Raw genomic sequence first — 17,126 nt, forward strand, 5'->3', positions numbered from 1 at the left:
TTCAAAACTACGGTCAAAATAAACGGCGGACAATGAAGATATGGCGTTCATAGGCCAACCATCGGTCAATGCTATAAAATTGTCGGTGAATTCTTAATGCCATTACACAAAGTCATTTTATTACAAAAGGCTGCATCAATTAAGATGCAACCTTTGTATTCATTACTCATCATATTAAGTTAAAACATTGTCTAACTAATTATGAGACACCTGACGTACTGAGATGTCATTGGTTGTAGAACCTGTGATATACACCGTATAAATTTTTCCAGCGGCAAATTGAGTCAGATCAAAGTTGCCCAGACTGTTACTTTGTCCCGCAGCATAAACTTGTAGTGACAACACTCCCGGATCAATGCTAACATAGTTACTTGCATTGTCCAAAGCCAGGTTAGAAACCAGGTTAGTAGTTGCACCTGAACGAATGTCAATGTTTGCAGGAGCTGCATTGCTTAGGTGAATAAACCTGACTTTTGCTTTTCCACTTGCAGCAGCACTTAAATCATCAGGATAAACTTTAACCCGAGCACTTTGTCCGTCGCCAGCTAAGAACACGGTATAATAACCACCTCTGTCCAGGCTAAAATTTCCAGCAGCATAAGCACTGCTTGATCCTTCATTTCTAAACTGAAGTTCCAGTCTGTTTCCAGAATTTGTTACAATATAGTCTGGGGAAGAACTGCCAAACGACAAACCGCCCTGAACAACTACATTTCCAGCCAGATAAAAACTTTGCGCAGATGAAGTTGAAGAAGCATTTACAATTTTAACATTAGCTGAACCTGTCTCATCAACATCGTCTTTTTTACAAGAAAATAGTACTGTGGTTAACGCTAAAACCGCTGCACCTGTCAGCATTTTTTTAAATAAAGAATTATTTTTCATAATGGGTATGTATTAATAGGTAATTGTTATTAACAGAAATCCTGTTGTGATAACTGACAGGCAAAAACCAAACCCGAAATACATTTACCTTTCATGTACACAAACAAGTACGCTGCATAATTTATTGTAGATCAGCAAATTATATAAGAATAAAAAATGTATTTTTAAGAGCTAATAAGAATAACCGCCTTTGTACTAAAAATGATACAACTCAACAATCGTGGTTTTATTTCAACTCATTTTGCAGTTGAAACAGGTATTGCACAGCCTTTACCAACCTGCTCCCATACCAGGAGAACATTTCTCCATCAACCAGCATGATCTTAGCATCAGGCAATACTTCCTGAATTTCTAGCATGTGTTTCTCATTAAAAGGGTAAGGCTCTGATGACAGAAAGATCAGCTCTGGCTTCAATATTTCCAGTTGTTCCAATTCAATTTCAGGATACCGGCTTTCTTTAACCACATTCTGCAGTCCGTTTAAACTTAAAATATGATTGATAAAGGTGTCTTTACCGGCCAGCATATATGGATTTCTCCATATTAAATAGGCTACTTTCTGATTAATGTGGTTTTGAACGGCAAGCGTTTGCAGATCGGCAAAACCTGCACTGATCAAATGATTTAGATAACTGGCCTCCGGCCCCCGGTCTACCAATTCTCCGATCTGCTGAATCGTTTGCTTCGCATCCTCCAATTCATAAATATCGCTCATCCACACCGGAAATTCAGTCATCAATAACTCGATCTGGCCTTTCTCATTTTCCTCCCGGTTGCCAATAATCAAGTCTGGCTTTAAGCTTCTAATCAATTCGATATTCAGCTTTTTTGTACCGCCAACTTTGGTTCGTGATGCAAACTTTTCAATGGGGTGAATGCAAAATTTGGTTAAACCGATGATCTCCTGATCCAGCCCAAGGTCAAACAATAGTTCCGTTTGTGAAGGAACGAGCGAAATGATCCGTTGAGGTGGATAGTTAATCGTTATGGTTCTATTGAGCTGATCGGTAAACGTACGCTGCATATCATCTGATGATGTGCAAAGTTATCAAGTTTTAATTTACTTCGAAGGCTATTCGTATTTTAAGGCCCTTACAGGATTTGCCTTAACCGCACTTACGCTTTGAATACTCACAGTGATTATTGTAAGTACGATGGTTGCTATGTTTACCAGTAAGAACGGCATAAATGGAATATCAATCCGATATACAAAATCTTTAAACCAATGGTTCATATAGATATAAGCGAATACATCTGCGAAGATATTGGCCGCAACGACTAACCTGACAAGATCAACATTCAGCAATTTTAGAATTGATATGGTTGATGCACCCAATATTTTACGGATCGCAATTTCTTTAAGCCTTAATTTAGAGCTATAGGCAGCAAGTGTAAATAATCCCATAACAGATACGAGCAATGTAATCGTACTAAAAGCAAACATCACGCTGGCCATACGTTCATAAACAGCATTCAATTTTGCAAACTTTTCATTGGCAAAGCTATACCTGGGCTCACCATCCGGCTCAATTTCCTTCCAGACATTCTTGATGTTTGTTATAGTTTCAGCGATGTTACTTCCCCTAAGACGCAATAGGACCACCGATCTCCAATGCCATTTAAAATCTCCGGCAAGGTAAGCAGCAGGTTTAATTGCGCGGTCAAAACCCTCATTCTGAATATTTTTAACCACACCAACTACATTAACATGCTGTATTCTATCACCATCTTTAAGGTCAATAACCACATTTATCTCCTTTAAATTCATTGCTATAAATGCGGCCTCATTGAGAACTATGCTAGTTAGTGTATCTGTAGCCATTAGCTTTTCTGAAAAACCGCGCCCCATAACTATTTTAGCTTTTAACAAGTTCAGATAATTTATATCGTTATACTTTGTTATTAATTCGGATGTTTTTCCGTTATAAGTAAAATCATGCTTCCAATTACTTTCACCTACAAGTCCGTCAGTAGATCTGGAAATGTCCTCAACGCCGTCTATTCCCATTAAACGTTGTCTGATCGACGAAAACTCTGCCGGATTTAAACTTCTGTTTTTAAAATTCCGGATTCCCAGCGCCATAACCTGATTTGCTTCCATACCCAAATCTTTATTTTTCATATAATTGAGTTGGGCATTCATGATCAAAAAGCTAATCACCAGGGATCCGGCGATCGTAAACTGCAGAACCATTAAACTTTTACGCAGATTGACTGAACCGAAGCTCGTTGCGAAATTCCCTTTTAAAACTTTAGCAGGAGCAAAACGGGAAAGAAACAATGCCGGATAAAGACCCGACAAAAGAACGATCACAATTAGAAGACTTAAACCCTGGCCAATAAGAAATGACAACTCCGTGCCATTGAATAAGATCAACTGAGTATCCAGAATGGAATTAATAGGCGGCAACATCAACTCTACAGTAATTAGGGCAATAAAAAATGCCAGTAAACACTGCATGCCTGTTTCAATAAGAAACTGAAGCGTTAAGTTGGTACGAAATGCACCAAGTACTTTCTTGATCCCTACTTCTTTTGCCCTACTTCCCGCCTGGACGATTGCCAGGTTTGTGAAATTTACACACGAAATAATCAACAGAAAAGATGCCAGTGCGGTTAAGATATAAATACTCTTTTGCTTAGGGTTCTGAGAAAAAAATGATTTCATGTTCAAATCCTCTACGGGTTCGATAACAATGCGCTGACTGGTAATTCCCTCTTTTTTCTTCAGAATGGCCATAGCCTCATTACTATTGACCCTATAGTTTGGATCATTAATGAGCATTGCCCTTTTTGCCTGATCTTGCAGGTACAATTGATTGATGCGGACAATCGCTGATCTAACATCTGTTTTTTCATTAAACTGCAGCATAACATTGTAATTCCTATACCACAACTCGCTTCCATAAATATTAAAATCAATGGCAGATATAAAATCTATATTAAAATAAGAACGGTATTTTTTTTCGTCCCAAACTGCTTTTACCACCAATTGTTCATCTGAAAAATTAGCACCTCCCTTTTTTAGTATCACTTGATTGATAGGGTCAGCATTACCAAACATTTCCCTGGCCTTACCCAAACTTATAGCTATCCCCCTCTTATCCTTAAAAACATCTGCGATGTCACCGTAAATCGCTTGCAAAGGATATGTTTTTAAAAACAGGCTGTCAATTGATGCTGCAGTAAAATTTTGTTCATATGACTGATGATTATAGAAGTAATTAACCTTAAAACCATCTGACCATAACCACATCGTTGCTGTATGCACTTCAGGAAATTGCTCACGGATCATCTTTACAAAAAAACCATCAGTCTTAGCCTCACTATTGGCTGCTCCATTTTTTACCTGATGTAAACCAACCTGATAAGTATTCTTTAGAGAAGGATCCCACTTATCGTATCCCGTCTCAAAATTGATGTACAATAGAATGATCATAAAACCAGATAATCCTGCTGCCAAACCTAATATGTTTAAGCCGCTGTATAGCTTATGCTTCCAAAGATTCCGTAAAGCAATTTTTAAATTGAGTTTAAACATATGACGGGCAATTAAATCAGTGACTATTCATATTTTAACGCTTCTACCGGCGACTTCTTAATCGCTTTTAGCGCTTGCAAGGACACGGTCAATATGGTTAGCAGCAAACATATACCCAATGCCAGCACAAATGGCAGGTATGATAATGAAATGCGGTAATAAAAGGTATCCAGCCAGTTTCGGATCAGCAGATAGGCAACCGGCCAGATGATCACATTTGCCACCAGTACTGTTTTTATGAAGCCGTTATTCATCAGCGTCAGCAGGTTATTTACTGAAGCACCCAATATTTTACGTACCGCAATTTCTTTAGTGCGCTGCTGCAAGTCATAATACACCATACCAAACAATCCTACACAGGATAGGAAAATGGCAATACCTGCAAAATACATAAACACAGAACCCATGCGCATTTCATTGGCGTACAATTGCTCCAGGTGTTGATCCAGAAATTTAAGGTCCGGTTGGATATCCGGGAAATGCTTTTTCCAAACCTCATTTACAATCGCTCTTGTGGCACTCATGTCAGTTGTATGGAGTTTAATGAACATATAACCGAAATCTGGATTGGTTGTTAAAGTCAAACTCATCGGTGTTACTTTATTGTGCAGGGACATACCATTAAAATCTTTTACAACGCCAATAACCTTACCTTGCAGTCCGCCGTAACTGAGCATGGTATCAATCGGATTTTTTAAGTTCAACTCTGCAACAGCTGCTTCATTTAAAATAATGGGACTCTGCTTCATAACACTCTTATATTCTTCATAAGGAACTTTATCCGCTGCTTCTGTATAATTAAATACATCGGTGCCATACTTTGCAGAAAAGGCCCTTCCTTTTACTACCTGCACATTTAACGTATTTATAAAATTAAGATCCACAGAGATGAAGTCAAACTGATGCTGCTTTGCAGTATCCACATCATCCGTCCAGGACGAAGAGCCTCCATAATTAACACCCGGATTGAAATGAGAAAGACTTACATCTTTAATCGCCCTGTGCGTTAATAATTCTGACCTGAATGCATTAAATTTTTGACCATATTCATTTACAGATTCCGTAATCAACACCTGGTCTTTATCAAAACCAAGGCTCTTATTACTGATATATTTAAGCTGACTGTAAACAATGAGCGTACAGATGATCAGCAACGCAGAACTTGAAAACTGAAAGGCCATTAATATTTTTCGGAAACCAAATTTTCCCGGCGTAGAATTACCATATCCCTTTAGGGTTTGTACAGGCATGAGCCTTGAAATGATCAGGGCCGGATAAAATCCGGCAATAAAACCGGAAACCATAATGATGCCCAGGCTAATCAACACCGTTTTAGCGCTTAATATATCTTTAATGCTGATCGGAATACCAATCTGCAATCCAAGTAAAGGGATCATGTCATTGGTAATGATCATGACCATTAGAAAGGCGGCAATAAAGTATAGATAGCTTTCACTTAAAAACTGGAGCGTCAGCTGTTTGCGTGATGCACCCATTACCTTTTTGATCCCGATCTCCTTCCCTCTTTTTAAAGATGCCGCTACGGTAAGGTTTACAAAGTTTACAATAGCGATGATCAGGATAAAAAGCGCTACTGCAGAAAAAATATAGATGTAACGGATATCTCCATTCGGCTCCAGCTCACTGTCGGTATGAGAATGCAGGTGGATATCTGTTAATGGCATCAGCTTTAACGTAACTCCCTTAGGAAACTCGTATTTCTTATACAGAGGGGCTAATTTTTTACCAACTGATTCTGCTGATGTGTTTTCCTTAAGCAGAACGTATTGCGATACAGAGGTGTATCCTTTCCAGTTTAGTTTTCTACTAAAACTGCTTCGAATGATCACATCACCATGAAGATGGGCCGCCTTCGGCAGATCTTTGATGATACCGACAATACGGAAAGGTGAATCTTCCCACTTTAACTGAAGTGTTTGTCCAATAGCAGATCCTTTGGGAAAAGCCTTTGCAGCAAAGCTTTCCGATACAACTGCCGTAAATGGTTCTTTTAATGCAACAGACGCATTACCTTTTATAAAAGTCGCAGTAAAAAGATCAAAAAAAGAAGTCTCGGTTCTAAGGATCTGTTCTTTATAAGTTTCTTCATTGACCTTCACCTGATCTTTATAGCCGCTTAACTGAATTCCATTTTCCAGCTCAGGAATTTCACTGATCATCATGTCGGTTAACCCGGAAGGCAGCTTTATATTTTCTTTTAAGTCGGCACCATTTACGGAATGTATCCGGTAAACACGCGCTGCATTTTTATTGTGCTTGTCGTACGAAAGTTCAAACATCAGGTAGACAACAAGTAATACGGCACTGGTTAAACCGGCAATCAGACCAATCATCTTGATGGCTGTAGTTACTTTATTTCTCCAGATATTTCTAAACGCAATTAATAAGTTAATTTTAAACATGTCGCTTTTATAGATCTATTCGTATTTTAGTGAGTCAACAGGGTTACTTATTGCAGCCTTTCTCGCCTGCAGCGTAATGGTGAATACGGCCACAACAACAGACAGAACAGTAGCCGCAAGGAAAGGCAGAAATGGCATATCTATCCGGTAGGCAAAACCTTCCAGCCACTTGCGGGTTAAAATATATGCAATGGGCCAGCTGGTTATATTTGCGAACAAAACCAGAATGAGGAAAGAGCGGTTCAGCATATTGATAATCTGAAAGTCTGATGCGCCCAGTATTTTACGGATCGCTATTTCTTTGGTCTTCCTTTTTGCCAGGAATGTAGCCAATGCAAACAGACCAAGAAGAGAAAGTATTACAGATATGATGCTGAACAATACCACCATTTGCATCAGCCTGCGGCTTGATTCCAATTCTTTTTGAAAAGCATCTTCTACCGTAACATACTGCATTGGGAAATCTGGATACAGCCTTTTCCATTCAGCTTCTATCTTTTTTACGATGTCCTGGTAATTTGAGGTGTTAAACCGGATTAGCAGGTTATTTGTATTTGAGGTTCCCCCCAGATCATTGGCTTTATAAACTGTTGGAATAACCGTCTTATCAAATCCCTCATTGTGGTAATCTTTAATGATCCCAACGATCTGGAAGGTATACTTTTCCTTTTCACTGATGATATCATATTGCTTGCCAACCAAATTTTTACCCATCAAATTAGCGGCAGCCTGATTGAGCACAACGGTATTCACCGTATCCTGCCCATATTCAGAGGAAAAGATCCTTCCACTTACCACCTGAACCCCCAAAGCAGAGAGAGCGTCCATACTAACCGTGACGGTATTTACATTGTAAACCTGGTTGTTGTAAGTAATTTCTTCTGGCACGTTAAACGTATTTCCCATCACCTGGGTGGTGGTAGCTACATACTGCACCCCAGGTATCTTTTTAATGCGGTTGGCAAAGTCATCCTCATAATTTGTCTGAATATTGATCAGTTTGCTCCGGTCAAAGCCAAGATCTTTATTGGCTACGTAACTGGTTTGAAGGTGCATCACCCCTATAGAAATCATAAAGGTAACTGCAATGATAAACTGGACTACAACCAATCCATTCCGTAATGCCAGTCCTTTAAAACCGCGTTCGTAATTGCCTTTTAACACAGATACCGGGTTATAGTTAGAAAGAACCACCGCCGGATAGAGACCTGCCAGCAAAGTCACAACAACAAACACCCCGATTAACTGAAGCGCAATACCAATCAACTGGTTGCTGTGCCAAAAGCTTAAGGTTACATCAAAATGTGCATTAAAGGAAGGCAAGCATAACTCTACGAGAACGATACTGATAAATAAGGCCAATAGACTCTGAATGGCCGACTCAAAAAGAAACTGGTTAACCAGCTGTTTCCGGTATGATCCCAATACCTTCTTTACCCCTACTTCCTTGGCCCGCTGTACCGATTGGGCTGTGGCCAGGTTCACAAAGTTGATGACCGACACCAGTAATAAGAAGATGGAAAGCGCAATAACTGGCTTAATCTTTTGCAGCCAACCATTTACAAAGGGCGGATTGGCGTGGGTTTCCTGCAATGGAACCAGCTTTAATCCCGGAACTTTTCCATTTTTATAATAATCATCATAAGTGATTTTCCGCTGGGTAAAAGATGATTTTTTATAATCTACATAAATGCGCTGCAAGGTTTTATTCATCGCTGTGGTATCCAGAATATTTCCTGCCAGCCCATAAACAGAGCAGTAATTAGAGTTACTGATACTTTCTGGATCTTTATCCCTGTCGCCGGTATGCATGATCGCATTAATGTCTACACTTTCTGGTGTTGATGGTTCTTGTACCACGCCTGTTATTTTAAAGGATCTTCCTTTATCATTTCGCCACATGACCACCTTAACTTCTTTACCAACTACTTTATCTGTTCCAAAAAGCCGGACTGCCATTTTTTTCTTCAGAACCATGGTATTTGGCTCATTTAAAGCAGTTAGCTGATCTCCTTGTACAAACTGATATGGAAATACTTTGAAGAATGCAGAATCGGCATCCCTAAAATCTGTCACCATAATTGGGTCTGCGTTTGCTATTTTTACAGAAAAACCATTTCCCCAGATGCGGTCCACTTTTGTAACGTGCTTAAACTGGGGGATTTTTTCCCTGGTCAGCGCTCCTATTCTGGACTCCACAGCTTCTTGCCAGTATTGCTTATTGTCTGGCGTAAAAAAGTCATGTTTCTCCCTGATCTGGTAGATCTTACTCAATTCAGGGTCCCATTTATCGTAATCGCTTTCGTGGTTAATGAAAAGCAACAGCAAGATAAAAGCGGTCAGGCCAATAGCCAGACCGCCAATGTTAATGGCTGCATACACCTTGTTCTTGAACAGGTTTCTAAATGCAATTTTGAGATTGAGTTTAAACATGAGCTTAACGTGGTTTGGTGGTTTAGTTTCGTTTTTATTAAAGCCTTACATCCTCCTTGATTACTCCATCCAGCAAGTGGAGGATCCGGCTTCCATATGCGGCATTTACTTCAGAATGGGTAACCTGGATAATGGTTATCCCATCTTCTTTATTCAATTTTTTAAACAGTTCCATAATTTGCAGGGCCTGTGCAGACTGCAGGTTGCCTGTTGGCTCATCTGCAAGTATAATAGAAGGCTGTGCTGCCAATGCGCGTGCTATTCCAACAAGTTGCTGCTGTCCGCCGGATAACTGGCTTGGAAAAAGGTCTTTCTTCCCTACCATATTAAAACGGTCTAACATATCCGCTACCCGGCTTTTACGCTCTGAGCCTCCTACTTTTTTATACAATAGCGGGGCTTCTATGTTCTCTGCCACGGTCATTTCATCAATCAGGTGATAGGCCTGGAATACAAAGCCAATGTGGTTCCGGTATAGTTCAATCCGTTTCCGCTCACTCAGGGAGATCACATCTTCGTCCATAAACTTATATTCACCATAAGTTGGTTCTTCCAGCATACCAATGATGTTAAGTAAAGTTGATTTACCTGCACCTGATGGCCCCATGATAGAGACAAATTCTCCCTGGTTGATCACGGTACTTACGTGACGTAAAATGTAGCTTTTAACTCCTTTGCTGGCGTAATATTTTTCTATGTCTTTTAAGGCTATCATCAAATTATTTTTATCTTTTCTATTATTCGTATTTTAACGCATCGATCGTGTTTGCACTTGCTGCCCGGTACGACCGCAGGCTTACTGTAATCAGGGTAATGGCCATGGAGATGAACATGGCTATTATGAACGGCCAGATACTAAGATCTATCCGGTACACAAAGCCTGAGAGCCATTTGGATACAAAGATGTAAGCCAATGGCCAGGCAACCAGGTTTGCAATGAATACCATGAGCAAGAATGATCCATTGAGCATTTTAACCAGGTCGTAAGTGGATGCACCCAAAACCTTCCTGATCGCTACTTCCCTGCTGCGCTGCGTAGCCACATAAGAAATCAGTCCGAATAGCCCGATAAAGGAAATAAAAATGATCACACCTGCAAATACTTTAAACAGTGTTCCGGTAATCCGTTCCCCATCGTAAAAGCTATTGATGCTATCGTCAACAAATTGACCATCGTATATATAATCCGAAAAAGTAGTGCTCCATAAGGCTTCTACCTTTTTCATGGCCGGCATCATTTCCTTTTCATCTACCCGGATGGCCATATTGTAGTAATCTGATTTTTCCGGATAAATAACGAGCGGTGATATGCTCTGCTTTAATGACAGATCATTAAAGTCTTTCATTACGCCTACTATAGGGGCTTTACGGTCATTTGCACTCAGCAGCTTACCAATTGCATCCTGTGGGTTTTTAATGTTCAGCTTTTTAAGAAACATCTCATTTACCACATAACCATTTAGTGTATCACTCTTCAAAAACACCTTTCCTGCAATCAGCTTCAGATCGAACAGTTTAAAATAATTCTCATCGGCAGCAGATTTCCGGATCTGGAAATCTTTGTTGTCTTTGCCATCGAAAGAAAAGCTCACTTCTGACACATCTCCGGATAATGGTGCAATCTGACAATAACTTAATCCCTGCACGCCTGGAATTTGCAGTACCCGCTCTTTAAACGTATTGTATTTAAGCCTGCTCAGGCTATCTCCTGGTGCATAGACAATGGCTACCGCACCTGAATTAAATCCCAATGGTTTTTTGCGCACATATTCCATTTGATTTAGAATAACCAGCGTTCCTATGATCAAAATGATGGTGATGGCAAATTGTACAACCACCAGGATCTTCCGCAGACTTAAACTTCCTGAATTTACAGATACTTTATTTTTTATGGCCAACGCCGGACTAAAGCCAGACATCACCAATGCAGGATAAAATCCGGCAAGCGTGCTTACAATAAATACCAAAACAGTCAGAAAAACAAAGATAACCGGATGTTCAAACAGGCTGAATGAAATTTTATTATCAAAAAGCTGCTGCATGTGCGGCAAAGCAAACTCCGTAAGCACACAAGCAATTAGCAGGGCCATCAGGCTGATCGTTAAGGTTTCACTTAAGAACTGAACAATCAATTGTTTGCGTTTACTGCCCATTACTTTACGAACGCCAACTTCCTTAGACCTGCTTACCGCTTGTGCCGTAGCCAGGTTTATGAAATTGATGCATGCCGTAATGATCAGAAAACATCCGATTATCGCCAATCCGTACAGCTGACTTTTAGGTGTTGTCGTATTTGAATAGTTTCCATAACGCTCATTAAAATGGATATCCCTCAGGTGCTGAAAACCATGCAGCTGTCTGCCTGCTTCGTCGTTGTCCTTATAGTATTTTTTGTTGAACTGATCCATTGGGCCATCAAGATCTTTTATGGCTACGCCTTCTTTCAGCATCATATAACATTCAGACCTGGATGATACGTGCCCCCAGCTTTTACTATCGCGGTCACTGAACGTAGCATAACTGGCAACAATTTGAAACGGAAGGCTGCTATTCTCCGGCATATCCTTAAATACACCGGTTATTTTTAGATCCTTTTTATTGAAAGTAATATTCTTGCCAACAGCCTTTTCTGCAGAGCCAAAAAACCGGGTGGCTATACTTTGAGACAGGGCTGCCTGGTTTGGATCGGTCAGCGTTTGTTTGGGGTTACCAAAAAGCCATTTAACATCAAAGATCTCAAAAAAATCAGGCTGGGTATAGTAGATCCGTTCATCACTTTTAATGACATCCTTACCAGATTCATCTTTCACATTTACAATACCACCGCTCCGCTGCACCGCCGCTACTTTCTCTATTCCGGCAAAATCATTTCTTGCCGCTGCTGCCAGTGGTATTGGTACCCCCTGAGAGAAATCTTCTCCATTTGGATACTCCCATTTAGAAACGATCCGGTAAATCCGGTCTTCATTCCTGTAACCTTCATCAAAGCTAAGCTGAAACCTGATAAAAATAAAGATCAGGATACAACTTGCCATTCCAATAGAGAGACCCAGAATATTGATCAGGGTGTAGCCCTTATTTTTCCATAGGTTGCGCAGGGCAATTTTTAAGTTGAGCTTAAACATCTTGGTTTGGTTTAGGATTAGATAAACTATTCATATTTTAATGCATTAACCGGATTCGCTTTTACCGCTTTAGCAGCCTGGATACTTACAGTGAGTACCGTTAACAAAATGGTGACCGCAGCACTGATCAGAAAAGGTAATACCGGTATATCTATTCGGTATGCAAATGTTTCCAGCCATTTTTTGGTTAATACATAAGCCAGCGGCCATGAAATACAATTGGCAATAATTACCATCGCAAAGAAAGAGCTGTTTAACAATTTAAGGATCTGCACATCACTGGCCCCTAATACCTTGCGGACTGCAATCTCCTTCATCCGGTTATTGGTCATGTATTTCGCAAATGCAAACAAACCGAGTGTGGCGATGAATATGGTTAATAGCGCAGCGGCAAAGAATACAGACTGCAATTGTTCCTGTTTTTGAAATAATTTACCGTACAGGTCATTTAAAAAGTAATACCGGAAGTTATCGCCATCCATCTTATTGATATCCGGCCATTGTGCTTTTAAGGTGGCTATTGCTTCGCTCATTTGATCCTGATCAATTTTAAGCATCAGCTGGGTCTTCGCATTGCCGCATGGATTTTTGATGGAATACAAAGTAGGCTGTACCGGGGTTTCAAAGCCCTGTGCTTTAAAATCTTTAACCACACCTACTATTTTATAATCCATGCTGCAGCCCCTGATCGTTTTACCAATTGGATCTGTCAGGCCATATTTAGCTGCCGCAGATTCATTGATAATCGCAGAATTGGCTGTATCGGTTTTAAAGGCCTTATTAAAGAACCTGCCATCCGCTAGTTTGATGTCCAGGGTCTCAAAATAATCAAAGTCGACATCCAGAAAGTCTATGCTGGCTTCTACCCCATTTACGGTGTAACCATTGGAGCCATTTTCAGATCCATCTGGTATACCGGTGGCCACAGTTACAGATTTTATACCCGGTATTCTCATAATCTTCTGCCTTACCGGCTCAAAAACCCGGGGATCACTAAACATCATGATGTTTTTAATGTAAACCACCTGGTTGGCATTAAAGCCAACATCCTGGGTACGCATATATTTAAGCTGGGTACTGATGATCAGTAAGCTGGTAATAAAGATCACTGCTACGCTAAACTGAACGATCAGCAGGCTGTTACGAAGCCAATAGGTATTTCTGCTGGTCTGAAAATTACCTTTCAAAACCAAAGAAGGCTTAAATCCGGAAAGTACCATAGCCGGATAGATGCCTGCTATAAAGGTGATGGCCAGCAGGATCAGCGGCAATTGATATAAAAGTGCATTGTTTGCACTCCAAATGCTCAAAGAAACGTTAAACAGGGCATTAAATTTAGGCATTAGCAGTTCTGCAATCAGCAGGCCCAGTATCGTAGCAACCACACACTGCATTAAAATTTCGGTTAAGAACTGAAAGGTTAACTGGTAACGGTAAACACCCAGTACTTTCTTTACACCAACTTCTTTCGCTCTTTTGGTAGCCTGAGCTATACTCAGATTGGTGAAATTGATGCAGGCAATTAATAAGATAAGCATGGCCAGAACTGATAAAGCGATCAGAACTTTATAAGCTGCATTATTTCCTGCCATTGGTTTTAAATGCTGGTTTTTCAAAGGATCTAAAAAGATGGTGGTTTGTTTATACCGGTCTGTACTTACATCCTGGCCATCTTTGATCAATTCGTTCTTATAAAGTGTATTGATCTTTTGTTCCAGGGCAGCTATGTCTGTTCCGGATTTTACCTGTATGTAGGTGTTGTAATTATTATATCCGTAATTTTCATTCTTTCCAAGTTCTTTCCGAACCGACAGTGCATCAAATGTAACATTGGAGTGCTTATTAACCGATATTGTTCCCTTAACTTCAGCTGTTTGTCCGGCCGCTTTGCTTCCAAGCGTTACCAGTTCTGGCTTGTCATCCTTCTTTTTAGGAAATAAGGTCATCATACTTTCTTTTGCCAAAAAGAACAGGATTCCTTCTTCATTCGCTGGCTTGGCCAGTTCCTCATTTGGCAGCAGTTGAAGCATTTTTGCCGCTTCGTAATCAACCATCAGGTAATTGCTGGCAAACGCTGTATTTGCATCACTGCTGATGGCGAATTCAAAGCCACCCTTTTTTAAGGTTCCTACTGCCATTACTTCCGGGAAATTTTGCTTAATGGCCTTTCCCAGGGGTGGTGGTGTATAATTGGTTTTAAACTCTGGCATAGTCCTGCCCACGATATAAATGTTATCGTAATTTGGGTTCCCTTTATCAAAAGTAGTCTCGTAGGTTACATACATCATGACCAGTATGAAAGCCGCTAATGCAATGGCAAGTCCACCTACATTGATCGAAGTAATACCTCCGTTTTTCCAAAGGTTACGCAGGGCGATTTTTAAGTTTAATTTAAACATCGTTCGGTTGGTTAAGGTTAATCATTGGGCATCAATTAATTGATCAGATCAGTTCTTCTGTTTTTCCTTTGTTTATCTTTTCTGAAATCACATGACCATCCTTTAAATTGATGATCCGGTTAGAAAAGCTTGCATCGTGTGAGGAGTGTGTTACCATGACAATGGTTGTACCGGTCTCATTAAGTTCGCAAAGCAATTCCATTACCTCATTACCGTGAGCGCTATCCAGGTTCCCCGTTGGCTCATCTGCAAGTACCAGCTTTGGTTTGGTAACTAAAGCCCTGGCAACTGCTACACGTTGCTGCTGACCACCTGAAAGCTGTTGCGGAAAGTGACCGCTCCGGTTTACAATGTTCATCCGTTCAATGATCTCATTTACCAGTTTTTTGCGTTCTGCTGAAGGGATCTTATTATAGATTAAAGGCAGCTCAATGTTTTCAAAAACAGTAAGCTCATCAATCAGGTTAAAGTTTTGAAACACGAAACCCATGTTTCGCTTTCTGAAGTTGGAGCGCTCCCTGTCGTTAAGTTTTAATAATTCCGTTTCTAAAAACTTATAACTGCCGCTTTCGGGTTTATCCAATAATCCCATTACATTTAGTAAGGTAGATTTACCACAGCCCGAAGGTCCCATTATGGAAACAAATTCTCCTTCTTTAACATGAAGATTGATCCCGTTCAGAGCGGTTGTTTCTATCTCCTCGGTTTTGTAAACTTTTTCCAGATTCTCAATTTTTATCATGGTTATATTTTTTGTTGGTTGTCTTTATTGCTGTTATTTTTTAAATGATAAGAAGGACTACTGCTCGCTACAAACAGAGAAGTCCTTTCTTACCTAACTATTAACTAACTACTAATCACTCATTTTTAATTGTTCATTCTAATTACGGCATTGATCCATTCACACTTTTAGTTACAATTTTCGTTCTATTACCAATTTTCTCCATCACTTTTTATTACCCGGTTGCGATATCAATCTATAATTAGCCCGTATAAACTCAACTGCTAATTACCCACTTCAATAATATCGTATTGACTAAACTGGTCATATGATGAGGTAATCACTTCTTCATCTTTCTGAAGTCCTTCTAAAACTTCATAATACAAATAATTCTTGCGTCCGATCTTTACATTTCTACGGGTTGCTTTTCCATCTTTCAATACAAATACCCATGATCCTCCTGTACTTTGAAAGAACTGACCCTGTGCCAAAAGCAACGATTTACTGTTATCAGACAAGGTTAGTTTTACCTGGAGCGACAAGCCCCTTCTTAACTCTTCCGGCGATTTATCTTCAAATGTCAGCTCTACCTGAAATTGTCCGGAAGTAACTTCCGGAATCACCTTTTTAACGACCAGCTTGTATACCTTTCCATTAAATTCGCAATTGGCCGTCTGGCCCTCTTTTACGCGGTTGATATAATATTCATCTACTCCTGCCTGCAGTTTGTACCCTTGCATTACATCTATTTTTCCAAGCATTTCATTTCCGCCATAAGATTTACCGATGATCGGATCATAAGAGGAAAGGCGACCTGCTACCGGTGCTTTAATGGTCATATTCTCAATATTCTGACGGATGGTTGCCAGACTTTCATTCATTCTTCCAATGGAAAAATCTATTTGCTGAAGCTGCATTACCCTGCTTTGATTTTCCTGCTTAACGGCCTCTCTCAAAATCTTTTTGCGGCCCTGGAAATATTCATAGTCCTGGGTAGAAATGTTATATTCCTGAAGGGTAATCACCTTTTTAGCGTACAATACACTATCAACCTTAAACTTACGGGTGGCCGTTCTTAAACTGTTTTCTATTTCCATCATATCCTGTCCCATTACCCGCTGGTTTTGTTCCAGATCCAACCTAAGCTTGCGCAACTGGTTAATCTGTTCGATAATACTGGTTTCACTTGAAGTATAACCTGACAGGGCATTCGGATTGGTGATCCGCAGCAATGGTGTTCCCTTAACTACACTCGCTCCGTTTTCTGTAAAGATCTCAGCTACTGTTCCCCCTTCTGGTGAACTGATAATCACAGAGGTTAGCGGAACTACACTGGCATTTAATAAAACAACATCTTCAAAATCACCATACGCTACTTTACTTATGGTCAGCTTATCTGCTTCGGCCTTATATACTTTATTTAATGAGAGGCTGTAACCATAGGCAACAAGACCTGCAAAAAGCACCGCACCTGCAAGTATGAGTATCGTCTTCTTATTAAACTGCTTCTTCTTTATTATTTTGTCCATTCTAAATCTTTGTGCTTACTGAATTGCATAAGCTAAGCGTATGCCAATCAAAAAATACATTTTATATAGC

General features: G+C 40.0%; 10 protein-coding genes. All 10 read right to left on the reverse strand.

Annotation, left to right across the window (positions count from 1 at the left end; all coding sequences use genetic code 11):
• Positions 1-195: 195 nt before the first annotated feature.
• The 10 genes from ATK78_RS13970 to ATK78_RS14015 all read right to left on the reverse strand — a co-directional run bounded on the left by ATK78_RS13970 (position 196) and on the right by ATK78_RS14015 (position 17,056).
• Positions 196-885, reverse strand: coding sequence for a DUF4397 domain-containing protein (locus ATK78_RS13970; RefSeq protein WP_133576735.1), 690 nt, complete (start codon positions 883-885; stop codon positions 196-198).
• A gap of 226 nt (positions 886-1,111) precedes the next feature.
• On the reverse strand, positions 1,112-1,909 hold the full coding sequence (locus ATK78_RS13975; RefSeq protein ID WP_133576736.1) for an ABC transporter substrate-binding protein: 798 nt from the start codon (positions 1,907-1,909) through the stop codon (positions 1,112-1,114).
• 48 nt (positions 1,910-1,957) lie between these two features.
• The gene (locus tag ATK78_RS13980; RefSeq protein WP_208112372.1) at positions 1,958-4,348 is read right to left on the reverse strand and encodes an FtsX-like permease family protein; all 2,391 of its coding nucleotides are present in this window, start codon (positions 4,346-4,348) and stop codon (positions 1,958-1,960) included.
• Positions 4,349-4,449: 101 nt separating this feature from the next.
• A complete protein-coding gene (locus ATK78_RS13985) occupies positions 4,450-6,849 on the reverse strand; it encodes an ABC transporter permease (RefSeq protein WP_133576738.1) in 2,400 nt (799 codons plus the stop codon).
• Between the two features lie 15 nt (positions 6,850-6,864).
• Positions 6,865-9,282, reverse strand: a complete 2,418-nt coding sequence (locus ATK78_RS13990) for an ABC transporter permease (protein ID WP_133576739.1) — start codon at positions 9,280-9,282, stop codon at positions 6,865-6,867.
• 37 nt (positions 9,283-9,319) lie between these two features.
• Positions 9,320-9,997 carry an ABC transporter ATP-binding protein gene (locus ATK78_RS13995; protein WP_133576740.1) on the reverse strand — a complete coding sequence of 226 codons (678 nt, stop codon included), beginning with the start codon at positions 9,995-9,997 and terminating at the stop codon, positions 9,320-9,322.
• Between the two features lie 22 nt (positions 9,998-10,019).
• Positions 10,020-12,407 (reverse strand): ABC transporter permease, encoded by a 2,388-nt coding sequence (locus tag ATK78_RS14000; protein WP_133576741.1) that lies wholly within the window; start codon positions 12,405-12,407, stop codon positions 10,020-10,022.
• 26 nt (positions 12,408-12,433) lie between these two features.
• A complete protein-coding gene (locus tag ATK78_RS14005) occupies positions 12,434-14,806 on the reverse strand; it encodes an ABC transporter permease (RefSeq protein ID WP_133576742.1) in 2,373 nt (790 codons plus the stop codon).
• 43 nt (positions 14,807-14,849) lie between these two features.
• Positions 14,850-15,548, reverse strand: a complete 699-nt coding sequence (locus ATK78_RS14010; protein ID WP_133576743.1) for an ABC transporter ATP-binding protein — start codon at positions 15,546-15,548, stop codon at positions 14,850-14,852.
• 263 nt (positions 15,549-15,811) lie between these two features.
• Positions 15,812-17,056 carry an efflux RND transporter periplasmic adaptor subunit gene (locus tag ATK78_RS14015; protein ID WP_133576744.1) on the reverse strand — a complete coding sequence of 415 codons (1,245 nt, stop codon included), beginning with the start codon at positions 17,054-17,056 and terminating at the stop codon, positions 15,812-15,814.
• Positions 17,057-17,126: the final 70 nt, after the last annotated feature.

Source organism: Pedobacter metabolipauper (assembly GCF_004362715.1).
Taxonomy (GTDB): Bacteria; Bacteroidota; Bacteroidia; order Sphingobacteriales; family Sphingobacteriaceae; genus Pedobacter; species Pedobacter metabolipauper.